The following is a 23,110-nucleotide window of genomic DNA, read 5'->3' on the forward strand; positions in this document are numbered from 1 at the left end:
ATGCCGACCGTCACGCGATTTTCGAAGGCAACGCGCGCCGTGTGTATCCGCGCCTCGATGCGCTTCTCAAGTCCCGCGGCCTGTAATCGCGCCCGTTATGAACGACATCGACATGCGTCCTGCGCGACGGCTCGCTCGCCGCGCACCGCGATCCGGCGAACGGCAAGCATGAAACTGGTCCATCAACTGCCGTTGGCATTAGGCGCCGCGCTGCTGGTCGCCGCGGGCGCGGGGCTGTTTGGCGTGTTGCAGATGAACCGCGCCGCGCACACCTATGAGCGGCTCGTTTCGGTCGACGACGCGCAGGCCCGCGCGGTCGACGAGGCGCTGGTCGCGTTCAAGAACCAGGTGCAAAACGGCAAGGATATTCTGGTGCGCGGCAAGGACCCGGCGCACTTCCAGAAGTACTGGGGGGCGTTCGAGAAGTACGAAGCGGCGGCGCAGGACACCACGGAAAAGCTCGCGCAGGCATTGCCGCCCGGCGAGGCGCGCGAGAAGATCGAACGCTTCAACGTGTTGCACAAGCAGATGGGCGTGGCGTTTCGCGCGGCGCTCGGCAAGTTCGAAGCGTCGGGCTTCGATATCGCCGTGGGCGACCGGGCGATCGACGGCCTCGATCGCGATTCCGCCATTACCTTGCGCGAATCCGGCGAAGCGATCGTCGCGCAGACCGCCGCCGCCATCGGCCGGGCGAAAGCCGAGCAAACGCGCGCCATGCTCGAAAGCGTGAGCGTCATGGCGATCATCGTGCTCGCGGGCATTGCCGCCGCGCTGAAATTCTCGCAGGCGATCACGCGCAAGCTCGGCGGCGAACCCGACGACGCGTGCGAAGCCGCGCGCCAGATATCGCGGGGCAATCTCGACGTCGACTTTCATGTGCGTCCCGGCGACAACGACAGCCTCATGGCCGCGATGCGCGCGATGACGGGTTCGCTCGCGGGCATCGTCGAGCAGGTGCGGATGAGCAGCGACGCCATTGCGACCGGTTCGGCGCAAATCGCGTCCGGCAACGCGTATCTGAGCCAGCGCACCGAGGAGCAGGCGAGCGCGCTACAGGAAACCGCGGCCTCGATGGAGCAGTTGAGCGCGACGGTCAAGCAGAACGCCGCGAATGCGCTCGAGGCGAGCGAGCTTGCAACGGGCGCGTCGTCGATCGCCGTGCAGGGCGGCAGCGTGGTGGGCGCGATCGTCGAGACGATGAAGGGCATCAACGAGGGCTCGCGCAAGATTGGCGAGATTATCGGCATCGTCAACGACATTGCGGCGCAAACCAATATTCTCGCGCTGAACGCGGCAGTGGAAGCGGCGCGCGCCGGCGAGCAGGGGCGCGGGTTCGCAGTCGTGGCGACCGAGGTTCGCTCGCTCGCCAAACGCAGCGCGCAGGCGGCGCACGAGATTCGCGCGTTGATCGTGTCGAGTGTGGATCGCGTCGATCGCGGCAGCGCGCTCGTCGACGAAGCGGGCGCGACGATGACGCAGGTCGTCGAGGCGATTCAGCGATTGAGCGTGCTGGTCGCCGAGATCAGCCACGCGAGCGGGGAACAAAGCGCGGGCGTCGGACAGGTCGGCGAAGCGGTCAGCCAGATGGATCAGAGCACGCAGCAAAACGCGGCGCTGGTCGAAGAAAGCGCCGCTGCCGCCGAGAGCCTGAAACAGCAGGCCGACAATCTGGTCGGTTGCGTCGCGCAGTTCCGGCTGTGAGGCGATGAACGTGGCCCTGCCGCGCGTCACCCGCGCTTCGACATCAGCGCCGTGCTTCGGTTCGAAACTGACTGGGCGTCTGTCCGACTTCGCGGCGAAAGAAGCGCGTGAAATAGGCGGCATCCGCGAAGCCGAGCCAGAATGCAATCTGCTCGACCGACATATCGCCGAAAATGAGTTCGCGCTTCGCTTCGGTAATAATGCGCGCGTGAATCATTTTAGTCGGGCTCTTTTCTTTCGCGGAGGCGCACGCGGCGCGCAATTGGACCAGCGAAACCGCGAGCATCGACGCGTAGTCCTGAAGCGGCAGATTGCTGCGGTAATGCTCGTCGATCAGTTTGCGAAAACGCTCGACGAGGCGCACGTCGTGGCGCGGCATGCTGTCGTGCGTGGCCGGTTCGAGGCGCGCGGTGCGAATCAGCGTCAGCAGCAGCATCGTGAGCAAGGCTTCGGTGCCCGCGATCTGGCCGACCGCATTCGTTTCGATTTCGTGTTTCAGGCGCTGAAAGATGGCGTAGATTTCGTTGGCGGCATCGCCGCAATGAACAAACGGAATCATGCGCGGCGCGGACCAGAGTGCGATGAACTCGCGCAGCTTAGCGTTGACCTGTGTGAGCCAGGACACTTCGATCGTGACGACCCAGCGGTCGACATCGACCTTGTAGTCGAGTCCGTGGATGCAGTCGGTGGGCACGATCAGCGCGCAGGGGCCTTCAAACGCCACGCTGCGGCCTTCGAGATTCATCACGCCGCAGCCATTGCGCACGAAGATCAATTGCCCGTAGCCCGGATGCGCGTGCGGCTCGGTGCGCCAGCGCCCGCGTTCGGTCACGTGACCGACGTGCACGAACCAGTTTTCTTCTTTGCGCTGCTCGACATAGAGCCGGACTTTGGGAACCGCGCCGACGCGGCGCTCGTCGGGTGGGAGGCGAGGGGCGTTACTGATTATTACGCCGTGGGTCATGCTGTCTCCTGAACGGCCAGTCACGCGCGGCCGCCATTGCATTTGGAACTTCGCCGGTACGCAGCGCCTTTCAGGCAAGGCACGCGGGCGACTTTCTCTACTTTCTCGATTGGCGCCTTGAGAAAAGCGCTGTGAATATCGTCGTATCTTTGCATAAACGACGTGACAAGCGAATGGCGATATACCCCGAGCGCCGTGTTTTAGCTTTCAGCGCGGGCCCTGTTTGTCCGTCGTCGCGCATGCGTGCCCGGCTTACGTTTTCTGATCGAAGGCTTTCGTTGCATGCAAGGCTCGCAGCGTTGCTACGACGATCGTCGCACGCGAGTACGATTTTGCGGATCATCGGTTTGGACTGCGATCGATTCCAGCGGAGCCGAGGCGCGATCGGGGCGCGATCATCGCCCGATCACGGCGCGTCGTCGCAAGAATCCCCCGCACGCGGCAGCAAAAGACGAAAAAATATCGTACGATATGTTTTTCGATAATTCAGGTCGATGCGCAGACCGCGGCCCTTCAGGGGTCGACGCGCCTGCGCACTGCCTCGCTGACCCGCTGACCGTATGCCCCCTCCGTCACCCGCCACGCCCTTACCACCCGCCGCACGCGTGCGCGCGATCATGATTCTCGTGACCGGCGCGCTTTTCATGGAGATTCTCGACGGCACCGTGATCGCCACGGCGCTGCCCGCGATGGCGCGTTCATTCGGCACCACGGCGGTCGCGCTGAACATCGGCGTGAGCGCGTATCTGCTCGCGCTCGGCGTGTTCGTGCCGGCGAGCGGCTGGGTGGTCGACCGCTTCGGCGCGCGGCGCGTGTTCGCTTTCGCGATCGCCCTGTTCACGCTGACATCGGCGCTGTGCGGCGTCTCCAACGGCCTCGTGAGCTTCGTGGTCCTGCGCGTGATTCAGGGCATTGCGGGCGCGTTGATGGTGCCGGTCGGGCGGCTCGTGGTCATGCGCTCCACGCCGAAGGAGCGGCTCATGGCCGCGATGCAGTCGCTCATCTGGCCCGCGCTGATCGCGCCGGTGCTCGGGCCGCCGGTCGGCGGCTTTATCACGACGCATTTCGGCTGGCGCTGGATTTTCTACCTGAACGTGCCGATCGGTCTGATCGCGCTGGTCGTCGCGTGTTTCATCATCCCCGACGCACGGGAAGCGCGCGAGCGCCGCTTCGACTGGACCGGCTTCCTGCTGAGCGGCGCGGGAACGTTCACGCTGCTCACGGGCCTCGAACGCGCCGATGCGCGTCTCGACGCCATGGCCTTCGCCATGCTTGCCGTCGGCATCGCGCTGCTGATCGTGGCGATTCGCCATTTGATGCGTGCGCGCGATCCGCTCGTCGATTTGTCCGCGTGTTCGATTCCAACCTTTCGCGCCGCGCTGCGCGGCGGTTCGCTCGCGCGCATGGCGATCGGCAGCGCGCCGTTTCTGCTGCCGTTGATGTTTCAGGTCGGTTTCGGCTACGACGCCTTTCATTCGGGCCTGCTCGTGCTCGCCGTGTTCGCGGGCAATCTCGCGATGAAGTCGGTCACCACGCCGATTCTGCAACGCTTCGGGTATCGCCCGGTCATGATCTGGAACGGCGTGTTCTGCGCGGTGTGCCTCGCGGCGTGCGCGTGGCTTCAGCAAGACACGCCCGTGCCGATCACGGTGCTGTTGCTGTTCCTCAGCGGTATGACGCGGTCGATGCAGTTCACGGTGCTCGGCACGATCGCTTACGCCGATGTCGCGAAAGAACGCATGTCCGACGCGAACAGTCTCTTCAATACGGCATCGCAGATCGCCATGGCGGCCGGCATCACGCTCGGCGCGCTGGGCGTGCGGCTCGGTCATTTCGTTGCGCTTCACGCCGATTGGCATGGCAGCGGCATCGAATATCGGGTGGCGTTCGTGTTGATCGGCATCGTGGCGCTCGGCAGTATCGTCGACGCGATTCGACTGCCCAAGGGCGCCGCCGATCATTTCATTACGCGCTCGACCTAAGCGCCCGATCCATAGGCTGATTCATTGCCCGACCGACCGCGCTCTGCGGTCGAAGCGCGCGTTCGCGAAGCGCGCGGACGCTGCTTCAAGCACTTCCTCAGCCCAAAACGAACATCAGACGAACACATTCGAAAGCTGAATGTGTTCGTTTTGTCGCCTTTCCGGCGCCCATCCGGTTCGCTTTGCGCGTCTTTTGTAGCGCCACTTTCGGTGTTTCTTCCGGGAAAACCCCTAAATTTCCGCTGATTCTGCGCCAATTCGGGCGTATTTCCCGCATTTCGCCTGTGCTCGCCAAAACGAACTTTACTTTTTCGATTTTGTTCGTTAGATTTCGGATTCGAACATTTCGGGTTCGCCCATGGCGACATGGGGCGCAAGGCGATCCGGTACTCGATGTTGCGACGACTGCGTCGCTCCGGGTGCCGCCTCGGCCACTATCAGGAAACGCAGGTGACTCAAGAGAATCGGTACGATCTGCTCGTCGTGGGCGGCGGGATCAACGGCGCGGGCATCGCGCGCGACGCAGCCGGGCGCGGCCTGTCCGTGCTCCTTTGCGAACAGGACGACCTCGCCTCGCATACCTCGTCGGCCAGCACCAAGCTGATTCACGGCGGTCTGCGCTATCTCGAGTACCGCGAATTCGGTCTCGTGCGCAAAGCGCTGCAAGAACGTGAAACGTTGCTGCGCGCCGCGCCGCACATCATGTGGCCGCTGCGTTTCGTCATGCCGCACATGCCGAATCTGCGCTCCGCATGGCTCATCCGCCTCGGTCTCTTTCTCTACGATCACCTCGCGAAGCGCGAATTGCTGCCGGGCTCGCGCGGCATCGACATGCGCCGTCACGCGGCCGGCGCGCCGCTGATCGATTCGATCAAGCGCGGCTTCGTCTATTCGGACGGCTGGGTGGACGACGCGCGTCTCGTCGTGCTCAACGCGCTCGACGCGCAGGAACGCGGCGCACGCATTCTCACGCGCACGCAGCTCGTGGACGCGCGCCGCGTGAAGCACGCGCAGGGCGGCGAATGGCTCGCCACGCTGCGCCGCGCCGACGGCAGCACCTTCGACGTGCGCGCGCGCGCCATCGCCAACGCGGCCGGTCCGTGGGTGGGCGAGGTGCTGCACGGCGCGCTCGGACAAGGCGCGCAACACAGCGTGCGCCTCGTGAAGGGCAGCCATATCGTGACGAAGCGTCTGTTCGATCACGACCACGCCTACATTTTCCAGAACCCGGACAAGCGCATCATTTTCGCGATTCCGTACGAGCACGACTTCACGCTGATCGGCACCACGGACGTGGAATATCGCAACGATCCGGCCAAGGTCGCCATCGACGGCGATGAAACGCGTTACCTCTGCGAGTCGATCAATCGCTATTTCAAGCGTAAGATCTCGCCCTCCGATGTGCACTGGACTTACTCGGGCGTGCGTCCGTTGCTCGAGGAAGAAGGTGCGAAGGATGCCTCGGCGGTCACGCGCGACTATCGTCTCGAACTCGACGAAGCCGACGGCGCGCCGCTGCTCTCGGTGTTCGGCGGCAAGATCACGACCTTCCGCAAGCTCGCGGAAGAGGCCGGCGACATGCTGTGCCGCGCGCTCGGCAGCACGGCGGGCGCATGGACGGCGGGCCAGCCGCTGCCGGGCGGCGATATCGCCAATGCGCGTTTCGACGCGTTCGCCGCGGCGTTCGCGAAGCGCTTCGCCTGGCTGCCCGCGCCGCTCGCGCAGCGCTACGCGCGCGCTTACGGCACGCGCGCCGAACGTCTGATTGGCGGCGCGGCGTCGCTCGACGGTCTGGGCGCGCAGATCGCTCCCGGCATTTACGAAGCCGAGTTGCGTTATCTGCGCGACACCGAGTTCGCGACCTGTGCGCAGGACGTGCTGTGGCGCCGCTCGAAGCTCGGCCTGCACGTGGCGCCCGGCACGCTCGACGCGGTTGCCGCCGCGCTCGAAGCGTGGTTTGCCGCGAGCCGCGCGCCGATGTCGCCGCTCCCGCCGGTGTCGGTCACGCACTGACGCGGCCGCGGTTGCATCGGCAGTCATCGGCAGTAAGTACCGCATGGCAGTAACCCCAACGCGCCGCGCTCAAGCGGCGCGAATCACAACTACGTACGGACGGAGATGAGAGACATGCAGGATCAACAGTACATCCTCGCGCTCGACCAGGGCACCACGAGTTCCCGCGCCATGTTGTTCGACCGCCAGGGCCGCATCGTGTCGAGCGCCCAGAAGGAATTCGAGCAGATCTATCCGCGACCGGGCTGGGTCGAGCACGATCCGCAGGAAATCTGGGCGTCGCAGGCCGGCGTGGCCGCCGAGGCCGTCACGCGCGCGGGCCTGAACGGCACCAACATCGCCGCGATCGGCATCACGAACCAGCGCGAAACCACCATCGTGTGGGACCGCGAAACGGGTCATCCGATCTACAACGCCATCGTCTGGCAGGACCGCCGCACGGCCGACTTCTGCGATCAGCTCAAGGCGCAAGGCCTCGAAGAGAAAGTGCGCGCGAAGACCGGTCTGCCGATCGACTCGTACTTCTCGGGCACCAAGATCCGCTGGATTCTCGACAACGTCGAAGGCGCGCGCGAAAAGGCGCGTCAGGGCAAGCTCGCGTTCGGCACGGTCGACAGCTGGCTGGTCTGGAACTTCACGAAGCACGAACTGCATGTAACCGACGTGACCAACGCGTCGCGCTCGATGCTCTTCAACATCCACACGCGCCAGTGGGACAGCGAACTGCTCGACGCGCTCGACATTCCGCGCAGCATGCTGCCCGAAGTGCGTTCGTCATCGGAAATCTACGGGCCGACGAAGACCACGGTGTTCGCCTCGAAGATTCCGCTCGCGGGCATCGCGGGCGACCAGCAGGCCGCGCTGTTCGGCCAGATGTGCACGCACACCGGCATGGTGAAGAACACCTACGGCACGGGCTGCTTCCTGATGATGAACACGGGCGACAAGCCCATCGAGTCGAAGAACAACCTCGTCACGACCATCGCCTGGCAGATCGGCGACCAGGTGAATTACGCGCTCGAAGGCAGCATCTTCATCGCGGGCGCGGTGGTGCAATGGCTGCGCGACGGCCTCGGCATCATCAAGAGCGCGGCGGAAATCGAAGCGCTGGCCGCGAGCGTGCCGCACACCGACGGCGTGTATCTCGTGCCCGCCTTCGCGGGTCTGGGCGCGCCGCACTGGAACGCCCGCGCACGCGGTTCGCTGTTCGGCGTGACGCGCGGCACGAGCTCGGCGCATCTGGCGCGCGCGGCGCTGGACTCGATCGCATATCAGTCGCTCGACGTGCTGGCCGCGATGGAAGCGGACTCGGGCATCAGCGTGGGCGAGCTGCGCGTGGACGGCGGCGCGAGCGCGAACAATCTGCTGATGCAGTTCCAGGCCGACCTGCTGGGCGTGGACGCGGTGCGTCCGCAGATCACCGAGACCACGGCGCTGGGCGCCGCGTATCTCGCGGGTCTCGCGATCGGCTACTGGAAGAACGTGGACGAGCTGCAAAGCCAGTGGCACGTGGATCGCCGCTTCTCGCCCGCGATGGCCGCTTCGCAGGTGGACGCCTGCCGCGCGGGCTGGCAGCGTGCGGTGCGCGCCGCCAAGGCCTGGGCCGACGACGGGAAGTGAAACCGGCATGGCGCAATTCGCGCCATTGATCAGTAACCCGAAATAAATAATCAAAATCATATCCGCGAGCGGGTAGACGGTAGACGCCCGCCGCGGAAGAGAGAGACGACATGTCACCCTATATTGCAGAATTTATCGGCACAGCCATTCTCGTGCTGCTCGGCAACGGCGCCGTGGCCAACGTGCTGCTGGCGAAAACCAAGGGCCGCGGCGCGGACCTGATCGTGATCGTGATGGGCTGGGCGATGGCCGTGTTCGTGGCCGTCTACGTGACGGCTTCGTACAGCGGCGCGCATCTGAACCCGATCGTGACCATCAGCCTCGCGCTGGCGGGCAAGTTCGCGTGGTCGAAAGTGGGCGGCTACGTGGCCGCGCAGATGCTCGGCGGCATGGCCGGCGCGTTCCTCGTCTGGCTCGCGTATCGCCAGCATTTCGCCAACGAGGAAGACGCCGATCTGAAGCTCGCGGTGTTCTGCACGGCGCCCGCGATCCGCAGCGTGCGTCACAACGTGATCACCGAAGCCATCGCCACCTTCGTGCTGATTCTCGGCGTGCTGTATCTGGCCGCGCCGCAAGTGGGCCTCGGCGCACTCGACGCGCTGCCGGTCGGTCTGCTGGTGCTCGGCATCGGCATCTCGCTGGGCGGTCCCACGGGCTATGCGATGAGCCCCGCGCGCGATCTCTCGCCGCGCATCATGCACGCGCTGCTGCCGATTCCGGGCAAGCGTGACAGCGACTGGCGCTATGCGTGGATTCCGGTCCTCGGGCCGCTCGTCGGCGGCGTGGCCGCTTCGACGCTGTATCTGTATCTGCACGCGATGCATTGAGGTTTTCATCTCTCGTTGCCGCAACGAAAAAGCCCGCGAACGTGCTGCGTTCGCGGGCTTTTTGTTTGTGCGCGCGTGCCTCAGTCCGGCAGCGGCGGTTCGCCCGCAAGCATGCGCTGCGCGTCTTGCGCGGACAGCGCGTAGCCATAGAAGCGCGCGTAGAACTGCTGCGTTTGCGCGATGAGCGCATCGTTCGCGCCTGCACCCGCGAACGCTTCCGGATGCAGCGTGCGCGCGGCCCAGCGGATCTGCAACGCGGCTTCGGGGCCGTAGCGGTCCCACGGAAACACGCCCATCGGATTGCGATAGACACGCTGCGCGCGCACGGCGTCGAGCGTCTCCCACAGCGCGCGTTGCGGCGATTGCGCGATCGAGCCCGCGTTGGCCGCGAGGATCACCACGTCGGGATGCCACGCGAGCACCTGCTCGATCGAGACCGGCTTGAGATTGCCGGTGAGGCCGTCGGCGGCGTTGCGCGCGCCCGCCGCGTGTATCCACTGATCGACGATCGTATCCGCGCCGTCGACCTTGAGCGGCGCGAGCGACGCCACGTGCAGCACGCGCGGCTGTGCGTGCGAGCCGTGCGTGGCGAGCGTATGCGCCGTGTCGTCGAGCGTGCTCTGGAGATACGCGCGATAGTCCTGCGCGCGCTCGCGTGCGAGCGGGGTATCGAGCGTTTGCGCGGTGAGATCGACGCAGCGGAGCATCGACGCGTAATCGTCGAAACCGACGGGCACGACGTTAAGACCGAGGCGACGCATGGCGGCGATCGTCGGGTCGCCGGTGCTGGCGAACACGACATCGGCGTTCAGGCGCAGCAGGTCTTCGGCGTTCGCGGTCGCGCCATTCACGGATTGCGCCTGCGCGAGCGCGGGCGCGACGCGGAACATCCACGGCAAGGCCTGCTTGCGCGCGACCGTCGCGACCACGTCGTTCGCGGAGCCGAGCATCATCACCACCGCGTTGTGCGCGAACCAGAGATCGGCGATACGCGTTTTGGGCTGCGCGTAGGCGGGCGTTGCCGCGAGACTCGCGGCAAGCATCGACGCGCAGAGCGCGAGTGAGGCGGCGGCGCGCGTGAGTTGGTGGAAAAGGCGAGACGTCATCACAGATCGAACTCCACCGAAGCCGTCACCGTGCGCGGCGCGCCGAGCTGCGCCGTGGCGTTGCCCGAACCCGTATAGCCGTTCAGGCCGCCCGGCACGATATTGGTCCAGTAATGGCGGTTCGTGACGTTATCGACGGAGAGGCGGAACGTCACGGCGCGATCGAGGATGTCAGCGAGATAGCCCACGCCGAGATCGAGCGTCGTGTACGAACCGACCGACCACGTATTCGCGTTATCGGTCGGACGCGCGCCCACGTAGTGTACGTTGAGATTCGTGAAGAGCCCCGGCACCTGCGGCACCTTGTATTGCATCAGCACGTTCAGCGCGAATTCGGGCAGGCCGACGATGCGCTTGCCCTCGGTGCTCGCGCTGCCCGTATCGAACAGTCGCGGATCGAGCCACGTGAAGCCGCCGAACAGCGTGAGATTGCGCGTGGCGTTGCCGTCGAGCATGACTTCCACGCCGCGATTCACCTGATTGCCCGCCGTGCCGTAGGTGCCGTCTGCAAGCGTGTACGCATACGGGCGCGTGATGCGGAACGCCGCCACCGACGCGTTCAGGCGCGCGAGTGCGAGCTTGTAGCCCACTTCCCACTGCTTGCTGCGATACGGATCGAGAATGTTGCCCGCGTTGGTCGAACCGGCGGGCGCGGTGTCGCCTTGCTGGAGACTGTCCGCGTAAGTCACGTAGAGGCTCTGGTTCGCGCGCGGCTTGAAGATCAGGCTCGCTGCGCCCGAGAGACCCTGATTCGCCGACTCGCTCGTCTGCGCGCCCTTCACGTTGTAGTTGTGCGTCGAGAGCCAGCTTTGGCTGCCCGCGAGCAGCACCGACCAGTGCGGCGACACGGTGATGTCGTCGCTCGCGATCAGCGATTGCTGCGCGCTCTGCGCCGACTGATAGCGATGCTCGAAATCGGGCGCGCCCGTGACCGCGAACGACTGCGGATTCGCGAGACTCGCGCTGCCGAGCGTGGCCGTGCCGCCCGCGACCGGATTGAAGTTGTCCCACAGAAAGCCGCTCGTGCCGATGCTCACGTCGTGCTGGATCGCGCCGGTATCCACGTGGCCGCGCAGATAGAGCAGGTTGCTCGTGATCGTGAATCGGCTTGCGGTTGCGGTGGAGATCGTGGTCTTGTAGTCGCCCGCGTTGTCGATCAGCGTGTTGGTGGGCGTGGTCGATTCGCGGTCGGCGATCTGGCGCAGCACGGCGGCTTCGAGATGCCAGTTCGGCGAAAAGTCGTGACGCAGACGCAGCGTGCCGGTGTCGGTCGTGTCGTCGTTGCCGCCGTTGGACGAGCCGTAGGCCGCGTTGGTGGGATCGAGCGCGGCCGGGAAATGCACGCCGCTCGCGAGCGCGAAAGTCGCGGGAAAGCCCTTCGTCACGTAGTGATAGTGGCTGTAGTTGGCCTCGATCACCGTGTCGCGCGACAGATGGAAATCGAACGCGACGCTCGCGAGCTGGCGGCGCAGCGAGCTGTGGTCGGTATAGCCCGTGCCGGTTTCGTCGAGCAGCGTAAGGCGATAGCCGATGGCCTTCGACGGTCCCACGCGATCCGAAACGTCGAGCCCGCGCAGGAAGCGCGTCTGCGAACCGTAGCCGAGCATGAAGTGAAGCTGGCGGTCGTCGGTCGGACGGTTCTGGATGAAGTTGAACGTGCCCGCCGGATTTGCCGGGCCGTAGAGCGCGCCCGCGAGGCCGTTCATCACTTCGATACGGTCGAATTCTTCGAGCGGATAGTCGGTGGTCGAGACCGCGTTGAGGCCGTCGATGCGGCTGTTCTGTACCACGCTGCCTTGAATGCCGCGGCTCTGCGGGCGCGCGCCGTCGCCTTGCACCGAAGGCAGCAGGCGCAGCGCGTCGGGAATGCTCTTGAGCTGCTGGTCGGCGATCACTTCCTGCGTCACCACGTTGACTGTGTACGGCGTGTCCACGCGTTTGACGTTGCCGAGCGGGCCGAGGCTCGCGGTGGTGCTGCGCGGCGTGTCGGCTGTATCGGCGGTGTCGGCCTTTGCGTTCACGGCGACGGTGGGCAGTGTGGCGGTCTGGGTCGCCTGGTTCTGCGTGGGTGTGGTGACGCGCTTTGCCGGCGGGGTTGTTTCGGTATCCTCTGCATGTGCATTGCGTGAGGCAGTGAAGGCACAGGTAGCGGCGAACGCGAAAACGGCACAGCGGGACGGGAGACGGTGATTCATCGGGTGGAGGCTGGCGGGTGGGAAGAAGCGGATGGGGCGGTGGCGTCGGCGTCATCGTCCGTAGCGAACGTATTGGTCGCCGCGCGAAAGAAACGCTGGCCGTCCACGTCGATCTGTTCGACGTGTGCGCGATAGAGCGCGCTCACGGCGCGCGCGTCGAGCACCTCGCGCGGCGCGCCGTCGGCAACGAGGCGGCCGCCGTCGAGCAGCGCCACGCGCGTGGAGACGTTGCAGGCGTCGTCGGGGCGGTGCGTGGTGTTGACGATCGCGTAGCCGTCGGCCGCGAGCCGCGCGAGCCGATCGAGCAGACGCAGATGGTGGCCGTAGTCGAGGCCGCTGAACGGCTCGTCGAGCAGCAGGACGCGCGCGCCTTGCGCGAGCGCGCGGGCGAGCAGGGCGCGCTGGCGTTCGCCGCCCGAGAGCGCGCCGTAATCGCGCTGCGCGAGATGGCCGATCTGCATGGCGTCGAGCGCCGCGTGCACCGCGTCGCGATCGTGCGGGCGCGGCGCGCGCCACAACGCGAAACCCGTGCCGAGATGCGGCAGACGGCCGAGCGCCACGATCTGCTCGACGGTGTAGGGAAATTGCGGCGCGTGATGTTGCGGCACCCACGCGACCTGCCGCGCAATTGCGCGACGCCGCTGGCGATGCAGCGCTTCGCCGTGCAGCAGCACCTCGCCGGCATCGGGTGCGATCAGTCCGAGCAGCACGCGCAGCAGCGTGCTCTTGCCCGCGCCGTTCACGCCGAGCAGCGAGACGAGTTCGCCCGCGCGCACCGCGAAGCTCACGCCGTCGAGCACGGTCGCGTGCGCGCGCCGTACCGTCACGTCGCGGCAGGCGAGTGCGGCGGGCAGCGTGTCCCAGTTGGAGCGCAGGTTCATCGTCGCGCCTCGCCGTCAGCGCGCACGGCGGCGCAACGCGCGCAGCACGAACACGAAGGCGAGCGCGCCGCCCATTTCGGTGATCACGCCGAGCGGAATTTCGGCGCTCGCGACGCTGCGCGCGCAGGTGTCGGCGAGCATCAGCGCGATTGCGCCGACCAGCGCGCTCATCGGCAGGACCACGCGATTCGAAGCGCCGACGAGCGGCCGCACGAGATTCGGCACGAGCAGCCCGATCCAGCCGATCATGCCCGCAAGCGCGACGGTCAGCGCGGCGATCAAGGTGGCCAGCGCCATGACGGCGAAGCGAATCGCCTGCACGGGCACGCCGAGGCTGCGGGCTTCGTCGTCGCTGAGCGTGAGGCCGTCGATCAGCGGGGCGGCGAGACACAACAGCAGCGTGCCGAGTGCGAGCGGCGCGGTGGCCCACGCGAGATCGGCCCAGCCGGTTTGCGCGAGCGAGCCGAGCAACCAGTAGACGATGGCGGGCAACTGGTTGAGCGGGTCCGCGACATATTTGAGCAGCGAGACCAGCGCGGAAAACAGCGCATTGCTGACGAGGCCGCCGAGCAGCAGCGCGAGGATGCCGCCACGTGCGAGCGCGCCTTCGCCCGGCTCGCCGCCGAGCATCGCGGCCGCCGAGACGCCCACGGCCATCGCCGCCACGCCGCCCGCGAACGCCCCCGCTTCGACCCAGAGACGATGCACTACAGCGCCGCCCAGCACGATGGCGAGCGCCGCGCCGAAGGCCGCGCCGCTGAGCACGCCGAGCATGCCGGGCGAGACGAGCGGATTACGGAACACGGCCTGGCAGGTCGCGCCCGAGACGCACAGCGCCGCGCCGATCAACGCCGCCGCCACGAGACGCGGCAACCGCGCCTCCATGACGACCGCGTGCAGCAGCGCGCCGTGCGCGGGCCACGCATGCAGATGCAGCGCGGCGAGCACCGTCAACGCCACTTGCTCCGGTGCAAGGGGGTAGCGTCCCGCGCACAGACCGATCAAGCCGGCCAGCGGCACACACAGCGCCGCCATGCTCAACGCGAATGCGGGACGCGCACCGAATCGCGCCGCGAATCCGCTCATCACGCGAGAAACACAGCGCGAGCCAATTCGAGCGGATTGATAAAACGGGCTTAAAGCGAATTGAAAGAATTGACGCGTCTTCGATATCGGCATTGCGGCGGGCGATATGGCGCGCGAGCGCCATGATGCTTATTTGAATCGACAAGTCTCTCTTGCCGAAAATCGAGATATCTTATCGGATATATCGAATGGCGACAGAGGAAACCTGCGACAAATTAGCACGCCAATAATCAAAGACGCTCAATAACGCACCGTTATTGGGCGCAAACCGATCGTGTGATCGCCGGAAATTCCGATGCACCAGGATGGTCAAGCACATAACCACAACGCGATGCCGATACTGAGGATCGGTCCGAAGGCGCATTCGGATAGGAATTTTTTTCGTCGGCGGCGGTGGTCCCGCTTAGCCATGCGCGATAAAGCTGCGCTTTGACCTGAATGGGCTCGACGCCGTGGCGCCCGGCGGGGTTGGCGGCGGCCAGCGCGGTGACGGCGGGCAGGGCGGTGGCGAGCGAGATCAGGCCAAGCATAAGCGTGCGTTTCATGACGGATTTCCTGTGGATCGATTAAGCGGACGGCCCGGAAAACCGGACACCAATACGAGCGCGAAAGCGCATCAAATCCGGATCAAATCCGCGCCGATATGGCGTTCAAATCGGGTCATATTCCGGATCGAAATCCGCGATTGCGGGGCTCGTGATTCGGTATTGTCCGCCTCGGTCACGACGGCTTCATTGCCTGCGAATTAAACTTTATTTATTGTGTCGTTCGGCGCAAATCGGGGAATTTGCGTTGATTATCGAAGATTAAATATTTTTTCATGTTCGGGCGAGTCCGGTTTGCGATACTGGGCAGCTACGCGGGGAAATACGATGAAAATGAGTCTCTGGCGCAGTACGACATTTCGGCTGCTGATGATCTATGCGCTGGTGTTCTCGGCTTCGATGTCCGCGCTGGTCTATCTGAATTACTGGCAGTCGGCCAGCTATACCGCGCGCGAAGCCGACTACAACATCAACTGGCAGTTCGCCTACTTCTCGGCGCTGCCGCCGCAACAGGTCGAGGCGCAACTCGCCGCGCACATCCGCAGCCAGTTGCAGCGCCCCGTGAACTTCTACGGCCTGTTTTCGCCCGACCGGCGCTGGCTGGCCGGCGACATCGGCGTGTTTCCGTCGCGGCTCGCCTCGAACGGCGTGGGCGTCTGGGGTCCGCTCACGCTGACCGGTCCCACGTCGGGCCGGCCGCAATATCTGCGCACGCGCGCGACCCGTCTACCCGACGGCAATCTGCTGGTCGTGTCGCGCGACGTGGGCGAAATGGCGCGGCTGCGCGAGACCATGCTCGGTGGCCTCGCGGGCAGCGCCGCGATGGTCATGCTCGGCGGGCTTGGTGTGGGCGTGCTGGTGTCGGCGGCGCAATTGCGGCGCGTGAAGGCGGTGCGCAGCGTTGCCCAGCGTATTGCCGACGGCGATCTCGACGCGCGTCTGCCCGCGGGCGGGCGCGACGAAATCAGCTGGCTTTCGCAGATCGTCAATCACATGCTCGACGAAGTCTCGCGTCTCATGCACGAAGTGAAGGGCGCGTGCGACGGCATCGCGCACGACCTGCGCACGCCGCTCGTGCACGTGCGCACGCATCTCGCGCGCGTGCCGCTCGACACGCTCGACGGCGAGCACGCCACGCTGATCGAAAAGGCCTCGCATGGCGTGAGCGACGTGCTCAAACGCTTTTCGGCGATGCTGCGTATTTCGGAGATCGAAGCCATGCGGCGGCGTGCGGGATTCGGCGACGTCGCGCTCGAAACCTTGTGCCGCGAACTGGCGGATCTCTATCAGCCGCTTGCCGCCGACAAGGCCGTCGAACTGTCGCTGCAACTGACGCGCGTGAGCGCGGTGCGCGCCGACTACGCGCTGATGTTCGAGGCGCTCGCCAATCTGCTCGATAACGCCATCAAGTTCACGCCGCCGGGCGGCCGCGTGGAATTGCGCCTCGCGACGGGCGCGCAAGGGCCGAGCGTGCAGGTGAGCGATAACGGTCCCGGCATTCCCGACGCCGAACGCCTCGCCGTCTTTCAGCGCTTTTATCGCAGCGAACGCACGCGCGAAACGCCGGGCTCGGGGCTCGGACTCTCGCTCGTGCAGGCCGTGATGCGCATGCACGGCTTCGGCCTCGGACTGGAGGACGCGCGGCCGGGTCTGCGCGTGACGCTCGATTGCTGGGCGTATGCGGGCGTCGCCACGCTGGCGACGGGCGGCGCGACGGCGGCGCGTTCACGCGATCAGGAAACAATCTGACCGCAGAACTGAACGCAGCGGCCGCCGCGCGTGGCCACGCTTACTGCGGAATCACGAACAGCAGCGCCGCGAACACCGCGTACAGCGCGCCCACATAAGTGAGCTGGCGGCTCTTGACCTGCGGCGCGCGAAACGACCATTGCAGGAACAGGATCGCGAGCATCGTCATCGTGGCGGCGAGAATCGACGGCGCGCCGAGATGCCACGGCGTGAAGAACAGGCCGAACGCCGTCGGAATGGTCGCCTGAATCATCATCGCGCCGCTGATGTTGGCGAGCGCGAGCCGCTCCTTGCCCTGGCGCACCCAGATAATCGCGTTCATGATTTCCGGCAGTTCGGTCGCGATCGGGCTGAACAGCAGCGCCGTCAGTTGCGGGCTCAAACCCAGCCACGGACCAACCGCGCTGATCTGCTGCACGAACAGGTGCGAGGCAAAGAAAATCACGGCGAGCGCGCCGAGCACCTGCAACGCGATCCAGCCCATCGACGGATTGGCGTCGCGCGGGCGCAGCTTGAGCGGTTCGAGTTCGATGCCGTCTTCCTCGTCGCCGCTGTCGTCGCTCAGTTCCTTCCAGCAATAGAACGCGTAGGCCGCGAGAAACGCAATGCCGAGCAGCGGCTTGAACTGGAACACCACGAGACCGATGCCGATCTTCACGACGAAGATCGCGAGGAACCAGAGCTGGTCGCGGCGCAGGCGGCGCGTGTCGGCGTCGACGGCGGCGGCGCGCGCGCGGCCCACCCGTCTGGCCGTCGCGAGCAGCGCGAAGCCGACCACCGCGTAGGCGACCGTGCTCAGCGCGAGCGGGCCGCCAATGGCCGCGCCCACGCCGATTTCCTTATGCGCGGCATCGGTGCCGAATGCCACCGCGACGAGCGTGACCACGCTCTCGGGCAGCGCGGTGCCGAACGCGGCGAGGATCGTGCCGGTGGCGGTCTGCGTGATGTTGAGCTTCCGGCCGAGCCATTCGACGCCGTTGACGAAGGTTTCGCAGGACAGATAGATGATGCCGGCTGCGGCAATGAGCAGGGCGAACGTCCAGATCATGACGTGCGCTCCAGGTCGGCCGTGCTGCGGGTCGTGCGGAGATCCTTGCAGGGATCCGTACAGAGAGTCGGGGACATTATTGTTTTGACATTCCACGGGCCGGACGTTTGGGACCAATGACGCAATCCTCCCGCCCAGCCCGGGTGCGGAGGAAGACGTCATAGGTCTCGTCAGGCCGAAGAACGGCTGCCGGCGCCATGGCATTGGGTGCCAATTATGTTGACGGCGGCGCTTCGCGCGTCGCGCGCAAAGCAGACTACTCCCCTAAGACCCGCGCATTATAACCGAGGTTGATGGCGTTGCCGAGTCGGTGGAGCGTCGCTGGCAAGTCGGCGACAAATCGGGCAACAAGGAAAAACGCGCCGGGCGTCGTGTGACGCCCGGCGCGTGGACAGCAACGGAAACCCGTCAGCCGCGATCAGAAGTGGTGGCGGATACCGACCATCGCCATCGCCTGCTTGTTGGTGGTCGCGTCGTTGCCGAAGTCGCCGAACGAAGCGTTCGCGTTGACGAGCGCGCCCGTGTCCGCGTCGATCGTGCGGCCCGACGCCTTCTGATAGCCCGCGAGCGCGTAGATGTCGGTGCGCTTCGAGAGGAAGTAGTCGCCGCCGAGGCTGAACTGGTTGTAGCTCGCGTTCACGCCGTTGCCGCTACCCTTCGTGTAGTTGTAGCCGAAGCCGACCACGGCGACGGGCGTGACCTGGTAGTTCACGAACAGTTGTCCCGTGTTGAACTTCGTGTCGCTGTTCGCGCCGGCCGCGCTCTGGTAGTTCGCGTAGTCGACGTTGCTGTAGGCGAGACCGAAGGTCATCGGGCCGTAGCTGTAGTCGCCCACCGCGCGGATGATCTGCAGCGAGTTCGCCGAGACGAAGCCGCCCGTGATCGCCGACGAGTCGACGTTGACGTCGGTGTTCGGGTTCAGGCCGTCGAAGGTCGCAGCCGTGCCGCTGTTGCTGTTGGCCTTGAAGTAGCCCGCGCCGAAGCCGAACGGGCCGTGGTTGTACGCGGCCGCGACGGCCCACGTCTGACCCGCGCCCATGCTGCCCGCCTGGCCGCCGAACGCGTACATCGCGCTGACCTGCAGGCCGGCGTAGTTCGGGCTCATGTACTTGATCGAGTTGCTGGTGCGGTAGCTGTTGTCGTAGTTGTCCATGTCGCCCGGCGTGGCGAACGCGGAGCCGAACGTGACGTCGTCGGTCATCGGCTGCAGCAGGTCGATCAGCGGATCGTACTGACGACCCAGCGAGACCGTGCCGCCTTGCGTCGAATTCAGGCCGACCATCGCGGTACGGCCGAACAGACGGCCGCCCTGGCCCGACTTGCCGTTATCGATATTGAAGCCGCTCTCGATCTTGAAGATCGCGGAGAGGCCGCTGCCCAGGTCTTCCGTGCCCTTCAAGCCCCACAGGTTCGGCGACATGTTGCCCGACATCATCTGGAACGTGTTGCCCGAACCGTTGCTGCCCTTCTGATTGCCGAAGAACGCGACGGACGTGTCGAGTGCACCGTAGAGCGTGACGCTGCTTTGCGCGTGCGCGACGCCGGCGATCGAAGCCAGCGTGGCGGCGAGGGCGAGAGCGGTTTTTTTCATTGATTGGTCTTCATTAAAAAGTTGCGTGAGAGAGCGTGTGCTTCATGTATTTGAAAGACGGCCAGGCAGGCAATCCAGCCGAATTCAGCGGCGATTATGCGTACGGTGCCCGTTTGGCGAATTTGAAAAACGGAAAGACTGAGTTTCAGAAAATGCATCTGCGTGCAGGTGCCGTGTGGACGGCGCCGCAAAGCGTTAAATCGAGCAGGTGTTGTTTTTTTGCGGCTGTTCGCGGGGTGTTCGCGCGAGATTCGTGCGGCTTTTCAGGCCTGATTTGCAGCATGCCGATGGGTGCATACGCACAGATCGGCGCGAATTTCAGCGCGTATTGACGTGGTGGCGAAGGTTATTCGAGTGCGTATTGAGCGTATTCGTATTCGTCGATAACCGGCTTCGCGATGAAAGCCGGACGCAAGCGCGGTGCTAGCGCAGTTTCATCAATGCGCTATCGAAATGCATCTTCATGTCTAAACATTTCTTCATTTTCCTGCGGATATTCGCGAGGGTTCGCGCCTCTATCCTTGCGCCATGAATCGCGTTGCAACAGCGCAATGCACAGGGAACCGGCGCAGGTTGCGCACGGCACTGATCCATGTCGACGGCGAGAAGCCGCAGAGGAGTACGAGATGAAAAAGAGCTGGAAGGGCGCGGCTGCCGCGCTGATGGTGTCGATGTCGGCGCTCGCGCATGCACAGGCGAGTGCGCCGGCCGCGGCGAACGCGCCCGTGCAGCAAACGTCGGCGAGCGCGAATGCGTCGTGGAATTCGGGTGGCACGGCACCTGTCACGCGCGCGCAGGTTCGTCGCGAACTCGTGCAGGCGCAGCAGGACGGCGAGCTGAAAACGCTCAACAGCACGATTTACGCGCATCACTGACATGAAACGTTGAGGCGTACTTCATGCAGCGTCACGACAGACCAGGCCGCGCGTCGTGACGGCAATCCGCAGGCGCGGCCGCTAATTCGAGTTTCGAACCCATGAAATCACGCATTGTCACTTATGTTGTGCGTGCGGCGCTGTGCGTCGCCGCCGCCGCCGCCATGTCGGGCTGCGCCAGCCTGCATCCGCAGCCGAACGGTCCCGGTGATTGCGTCGGACCGCCCGACTACTGCGTGCCGTTCTTCGGCTCGTAAAGCGAGGCGGTAAAACGCCGGCTGTCGTTCACGCAGACAGCTTCGTCGCCGACGCGGCGCGCGGGGGGAAACGCCCGCGCGCCGCGCGCATTTTGGGCGCTCGCGACGCCCTTGTTTCATCAGGCTAATTCGCGTCTTACCCGGTCTTTCCGTCCCTTTCTCCTTCGCTTCAGTTCCTCCCTTGCAAGCCGTTAACACAGGCGAGCGCGGGCGAGTCCATCGGTGTGACGGTTGGCACGCGCTCGCGTCAAGACCACCCATTCCTGATATTCGATAAACGTCGCCCCACAAAGGCGCCTGGAGCTCTCGCCGTGTTTGCCCGACTCTCTATTTCGGTTCGCCTGCGCATCGCGGTCGGCGTGCTGGCCGCGTTGATCGTGGCGGCCGGTGTCGCCGGCCTGATCGGCATGTCGCATTCCAACGCGGCGCTCGGCTATGCCTATTCCAATCAGCTTGCCGCCGCCATCGACATCGGCAAGTCCAATCTCAATCTGACCATCGCGCGCACCACGCTCGACCGCATCCTGCTGCATCCCGACTCGCCCGACGTGCCGCAACTGCTCGACAAGGCGCAGGGCTATCTCGACACTTCGCACAAGGCGTGGGAGAGTTATCGCGCGCTGCCGCACGACGCCGACGAACAGGCGCTCGCCGAGCAGGTGCAGACCGCGCTCGGCGCGATGCTCGAACAAGGCATTCAGCCGCTGATGGCCGCGGTCAAGCAGGGCGACCGCGTCGCGCAGGACGACATCGCGATGAAGCGCATTCCGCCTTTGTCGGTGGCGCTCACCAAGGCCTCGACGGCGCTCGAGCAATGGCAGAAGTCGCACGGCCAGCAGACCTTCGACGGCGCGCAGGACTTCTACGCCGCATTGCGCGCGGGCAGCATCGCGCTGATCGCGCTCGGTCTGGGCGTGGCACTGATCTGCGCGGTCGGTCTGCATCGCGCGATTGCCGCGCCGCTCGCGAACCTGCTGGGCGCGCTGCAGCGCATCGCGGCGGGCGACCTGACGGTGCGCCTCGATGTGCGCTCGTACGACGAAATGGGCCGCCTCGTCGCGGGCCTGCAGACGATGCAGGACGAACTGGCGCGCACGGTGCGCAAGGTCTCGCACAGTTCGGAGTCGATCGCGTCGGCAACGCGCCAGATCGCGGCGGGCAACGACGATCTCTCGCAGCGCACCGAGGAACAGGCCGCGTCGATCCAGCAAACGGCGGCCAGCATGGAGCAACTGACCGCCACGGTGAAGCAGAACAGCGAGCACGCGCGCACGGCGCAGTCGCTCGCGGGCAGCGCGCAGGAGGTGGTGGAACGCGGCGCGCTGGTGGTCGGCGACGCGGTGCAGACGATGGATCGCATCGACCGCAGCTCGCAGAAGATCGCGGAGATCACGGGCATCATCGAAGGCATCGCGTTCCAGACCAATATTCTCGCGCTCAACGCCGCGGTGGAAGCCGCGCGCGCGGGCGAGGAAGGACGCGGTTTCGCGGTGGTCGCGGGCGAGGTGCGTTCGCTCGCGCAGCGTTCGGCGGCGGCGGCGAAGGACATCAAGACGCTGATCGGCGAATCGGTGGAGCACGTCGCGACGGGCGCGCAATATGTGCGCTCGGCGGGCACGACGATGACCGAGATCGGCGAGTCGATTGGCCGCGTGACGACCATCATGACCGAGATCGCGAACGCTTCGGAGGAGCAGCGCGACGGCATCGAGCAGGTGAATCTCGCCGTCTCGCAGATGGATCAGGTCTCGCAGCAGAACGCGGCGCTCGTCGAGGAAGCGGCGGCCGCGGCCATGTCGCTGACCGAGCAGACCGACGCGTTGCGCGACGCGGTGGGCGTGTTCAAGGTTGCTTGAAGCAGCGTTTAGGGAGTGTTCGTGCTGCATACGCGAAGGTGGGGTGAACGCGGCCTTCGCGCGCGGGATGGGCCGGGAGCAGCAAGGCCGTCACACCTGCGAAAGCGGTTGATGCTTTCGCTTCCACACGTCGATCTCCAATGTCCGCTCAGCCAACCCTGTCATCGTGCCCCTGCATCATGATGCAGCAAGCGACATTCGCGCCTTCAATTCGAGCAGTTTACGAGTACTGGCGAAGCATCAGGCGATGAAACACTAGTCAGAACTGAGCAGTAATCTGGAACCCGACCGTCCATCGCGCGGTCGGGAAGTTTTTGGGCTTGTAGATCGGCGTCCCTGCAAACAGGTCGTACGTGACGCCAACATATTTCGTCGGCACGCCGCCGCGAATGCCAATCACCGCGCCCGCCAGTTGTGTTCCAGCCAGTGCTGCCGTGTTCGGCCCGAACACGTGCCCGTAGTCGATGCCCGCGTACAACGTCTGTCCCGTTTGGAACATCGGCCATTGCAGCTCGTTGCGCCAGTAGAAGCCGCGTTCGGCCGCGAGCATCGTTTCGCCGTCGAAGCCGCGCACGGTGTAACGGCTGCCGATGGTCAGGTCGTCGATGTAGAAAAGCGTGTCGTTGGTGAACTGGCCGTGGAATGTCGTGACGTACCGGAATGGCTGGTTGGCGATGGCGAACGGCACCGACAGGTTCGCATCGAGCACGGCCATATGGAAGCGGTACGTCGGGCCATCGATATACGGGTCCGGCGTTGCGCCCAAGCCGCCAATGCCCTGACGGTAGGCGAGCGTGCCGTCGAACTGCGCCGC

The 23,110-nt window shown here is 65.2% G+C and carries 19 protein-coding genes and 1 riboswitch; of the genes, 10 read left to right on the top strand and 9 right to left on the bottom strand.

What is annotated here, in order from left to right; all coding sequences use genetic code 11:
- Positions 1-168 precede the first annotated feature (168 nt).
- Positions 169-1,701 carry a methyl-accepting chemotaxis protein gene (locus tag BMY06_RS40545; RefSeq protein ID WP_074987808.1) on the top strand — a complete coding sequence of 511 codons (1,533 nt, stop codon included), beginning with the start codon at positions 169-171 and terminating at the stop codon, positions 1,699-1,701.
- 43 nt (positions 1,702-1,744) lie between these two features.
- Here the strand turns inward: BMY06_RS40545 and BMY06_RS37145 are convergent, their stop codons facing one another.
- A complete protein-coding gene (locus tag BMY06_RS37145) occupies positions 1,745-2,665 on the bottom strand; it encodes a helix-turn-helix domain-containing protein (protein ID WP_080180433.1) in 921 nt (306 codons plus the stop codon).
- Between the two features lie 560 nt (positions 2,666-3,225).
- On the opposite strand from BMY06_RS37145, the gene BMY06_RS37150 reads away from it, so the two are divergent.
- The 4 genes from BMY06_RS37150 to BMY06_RS37165 all read left to right on the top strand — a co-directional run bounded on the left by BMY06_RS37150 (position 3,226) and on the right by BMY06_RS37165 (position 9,107).
- Positions 3,226-4,647: a DHA2 family efflux MFS transporter permease subunit gene (locus BMY06_RS37150; RefSeq protein ID WP_074987809.1), complete on the top strand. Its 1,422-nt coding sequence runs from the start codon at positions 3,226-3,228 to the stop codon at positions 4,645-4,647.
- 450 nt (positions 4,648-5,097) lie between these two features.
- Positions 5,098-6,660 carry a glycerol-3-phosphate dehydrogenase gene (glpD, locus tag BMY06_RS37155; RefSeq protein WP_074987814.1) on the top strand — a complete coding sequence of 521 codons (1,563 nt, stop codon included), beginning with the start codon at positions 5,098-5,100 and terminating at the stop codon, positions 6,658-6,660.
- Between the two features lie 114 nt (positions 6,661-6,774).
- The gene (gene glpK / locus BMY06_RS37160; protein WP_065057505.1) at positions 6,775-8,280 is read left to right on the top strand and encodes a glycerol kinase GlpK; all 1,506 of its coding nucleotides are present in this window, start codon (positions 6,775-6,777) and stop codon (positions 8,278-8,280) included.
- Positions 8,281-8,390: 110 nt separating this feature from the next.
- Positions 8,391-9,107, top strand: coding sequence for an MIP/aquaporin family protein (locus BMY06_RS37165; protein WP_065057506.1), 717 nt, complete (start codon positions 8,391-8,393; stop codon positions 9,105-9,107).
- Between the two features lie 80 nt (positions 9,108-9,187).
- Here the strand turns inward: BMY06_RS37165 and BMY06_RS37170 are convergent, their stop codons facing one another.
- From BMY06_RS37170 to BMY06_RS39370, 5 genes are all read right to left on the bottom strand, one after another.
- Entirely contained in the window at positions 9,188-10,213 is a 1,026-nt protein-coding gene (locus BMY06_RS37170; protein ID WP_208490360.1) for an ABC transporter substrate-binding protein, read from the bottom strand.
- Positions 10,213-12,234 carry a TonB-dependent receptor gene (locus BMY06_RS37175; protein ID WP_208490359.1) on the bottom strand — a complete coding sequence of 674 codons (2,022 nt, stop codon included), beginning with the start codon at positions 12,232-12,234 and terminating at the stop codon, positions 10,213-10,215. Before BMY06_RS37175 ends, BMY06_RS37170 begins: the two co-directional genes overlap by 1 nt.
- A 170-nt stretch (positions 12,235-12,404) precedes the next feature.
- Entirely contained in the window at positions 12,405-13,289 is an 885-nt protein-coding gene (locus BMY06_RS37180; protein ID WP_074987810.1) for an ABC transporter ATP-binding protein, read from the bottom strand.
- A 15-nt stretch (positions 13,290-13,304) separates the two neighbouring features.
- Positions 13,305-14,324, bottom strand: coding sequence for a FecCD family ABC transporter permease (locus BMY06_RS37185; protein ID WP_074987817.1), 1,020 nt, complete (start codon positions 14,322-14,324; stop codon positions 13,305-13,307).
- A gap of 305 nt (positions 14,325-14,629) precedes the next feature.
- Entirely contained in the window at positions 14,630-14,920 is a 291-nt protein-coding gene (locus BMY06_RS39370) for a hypothetical protein (protein ID WP_124262198.1), read from the bottom strand.
- Positions 14,921-15,247: 327 nt separating this feature from the next.
- Between BMY06_RS39370 and BMY06_RS37190 the strand changes: the two genes are divergently transcribed.
- Complete coding sequence (locus BMY06_RS37190; RefSeq protein WP_065057508.1) at positions 15,248-16,669, top strand: sensor histidine kinase; 1,422 nt, start codon at positions 15,248-15,250, stop codon at positions 16,667-16,669.
- A gap of 40 nt (positions 16,670-16,709) precedes the next feature.
- Here the strand turns inward: BMY06_RS37190 and BMY06_RS37195 are convergent, their stop codons facing one another.
- Together BMY06_RS37195 and BMY06_RS37200 are read right to left on the bottom strand one after the other, a co-directional pair.
- Positions 16,710-17,717, bottom strand: a complete 1,008-nt coding sequence (locus tag BMY06_RS37195) for a sodium:calcium antiporter (protein ID WP_065057509.1) — start codon at positions 17,715-17,717, stop codon at positions 16,710-16,712.
- A 101-nt stretch (positions 17,718-17,818) separates the two neighbouring features.
- Positions 17,819-17,994, bottom strand: a riboswitch (yybP-ykoY riboswitch).
- Between the two features lie 141 nt (positions 17,995-18,135).
- Complete coding sequence (locus BMY06_RS37200) at positions 18,136-19,308, bottom strand: porin (protein WP_074987812.1); 1,173 nt, start codon at positions 19,306-19,308, stop codon at positions 18,136-18,138.
- Between the two features lie 44 nt (positions 19,309-19,352).
- Between BMY06_RS37200 and BMY06_RS39375 the strand changes: the two genes are divergently transcribed.
- From BMY06_RS39375 to BMY06_RS37210, 4 genes are all read left to right on the top strand, one after another.
- Positions 19,353-19,640: a hypothetical protein gene (locus tag BMY06_RS39375; protein ID WP_124263313.1), complete on the top strand. Its 288-nt coding sequence runs from the start codon at positions 19,353-19,355 to the stop codon at positions 19,638-19,640.
- Positions 19,641-19,934: 294 nt separating this feature from the next.
- Entirely contained in the window at positions 19,935-20,183 is a 249-nt protein-coding gene (locus BMY06_RS37205; protein ID WP_124263312.1) for a DUF4148 domain-containing protein, read from the top strand.
- 101 nt (positions 20,184-20,284) lie between these two features.
- Complete coding sequence (locus tag BMY06_RS39845) at positions 20,285-20,440, top strand: hypothetical protein (RefSeq protein ID WP_167371438.1); 156 nt, start codon at positions 20,285-20,287, stop codon at positions 20,438-20,440.
- 311 nt (positions 20,441-20,751) lie between these two features.
- Complete coding sequence (locus tag BMY06_RS37210) at positions 20,752-22,296, top strand: methyl-accepting chemotaxis protein (protein ID WP_080180430.1); 1,545 nt, start codon at positions 20,752-20,754, stop codon at positions 22,294-22,296.
- 259 nt (positions 22,297-22,555) lie between these two features.
- Here the strand turns inward: BMY06_RS37210 and BMY06_RS37215 are convergent.
- Positions 22,556-23,110: ShlB/FhaC/HecB family hemolysin secretion/activation protein (locus BMY06_RS37215; protein WP_143064463.1), on the bottom strand; the 555-nt coding region annotated here is incomplete at its 5' end.

The sequence above is a fragment of the Paraburkholderia tropica genome, assembly GCF_900109265.1.
Taxonomy (GTDB): Bacteria; Pseudomonadota; Gammaproteobacteria; order Burkholderiales; family Burkholderiaceae; genus Paraburkholderia; species Paraburkholderia tropica.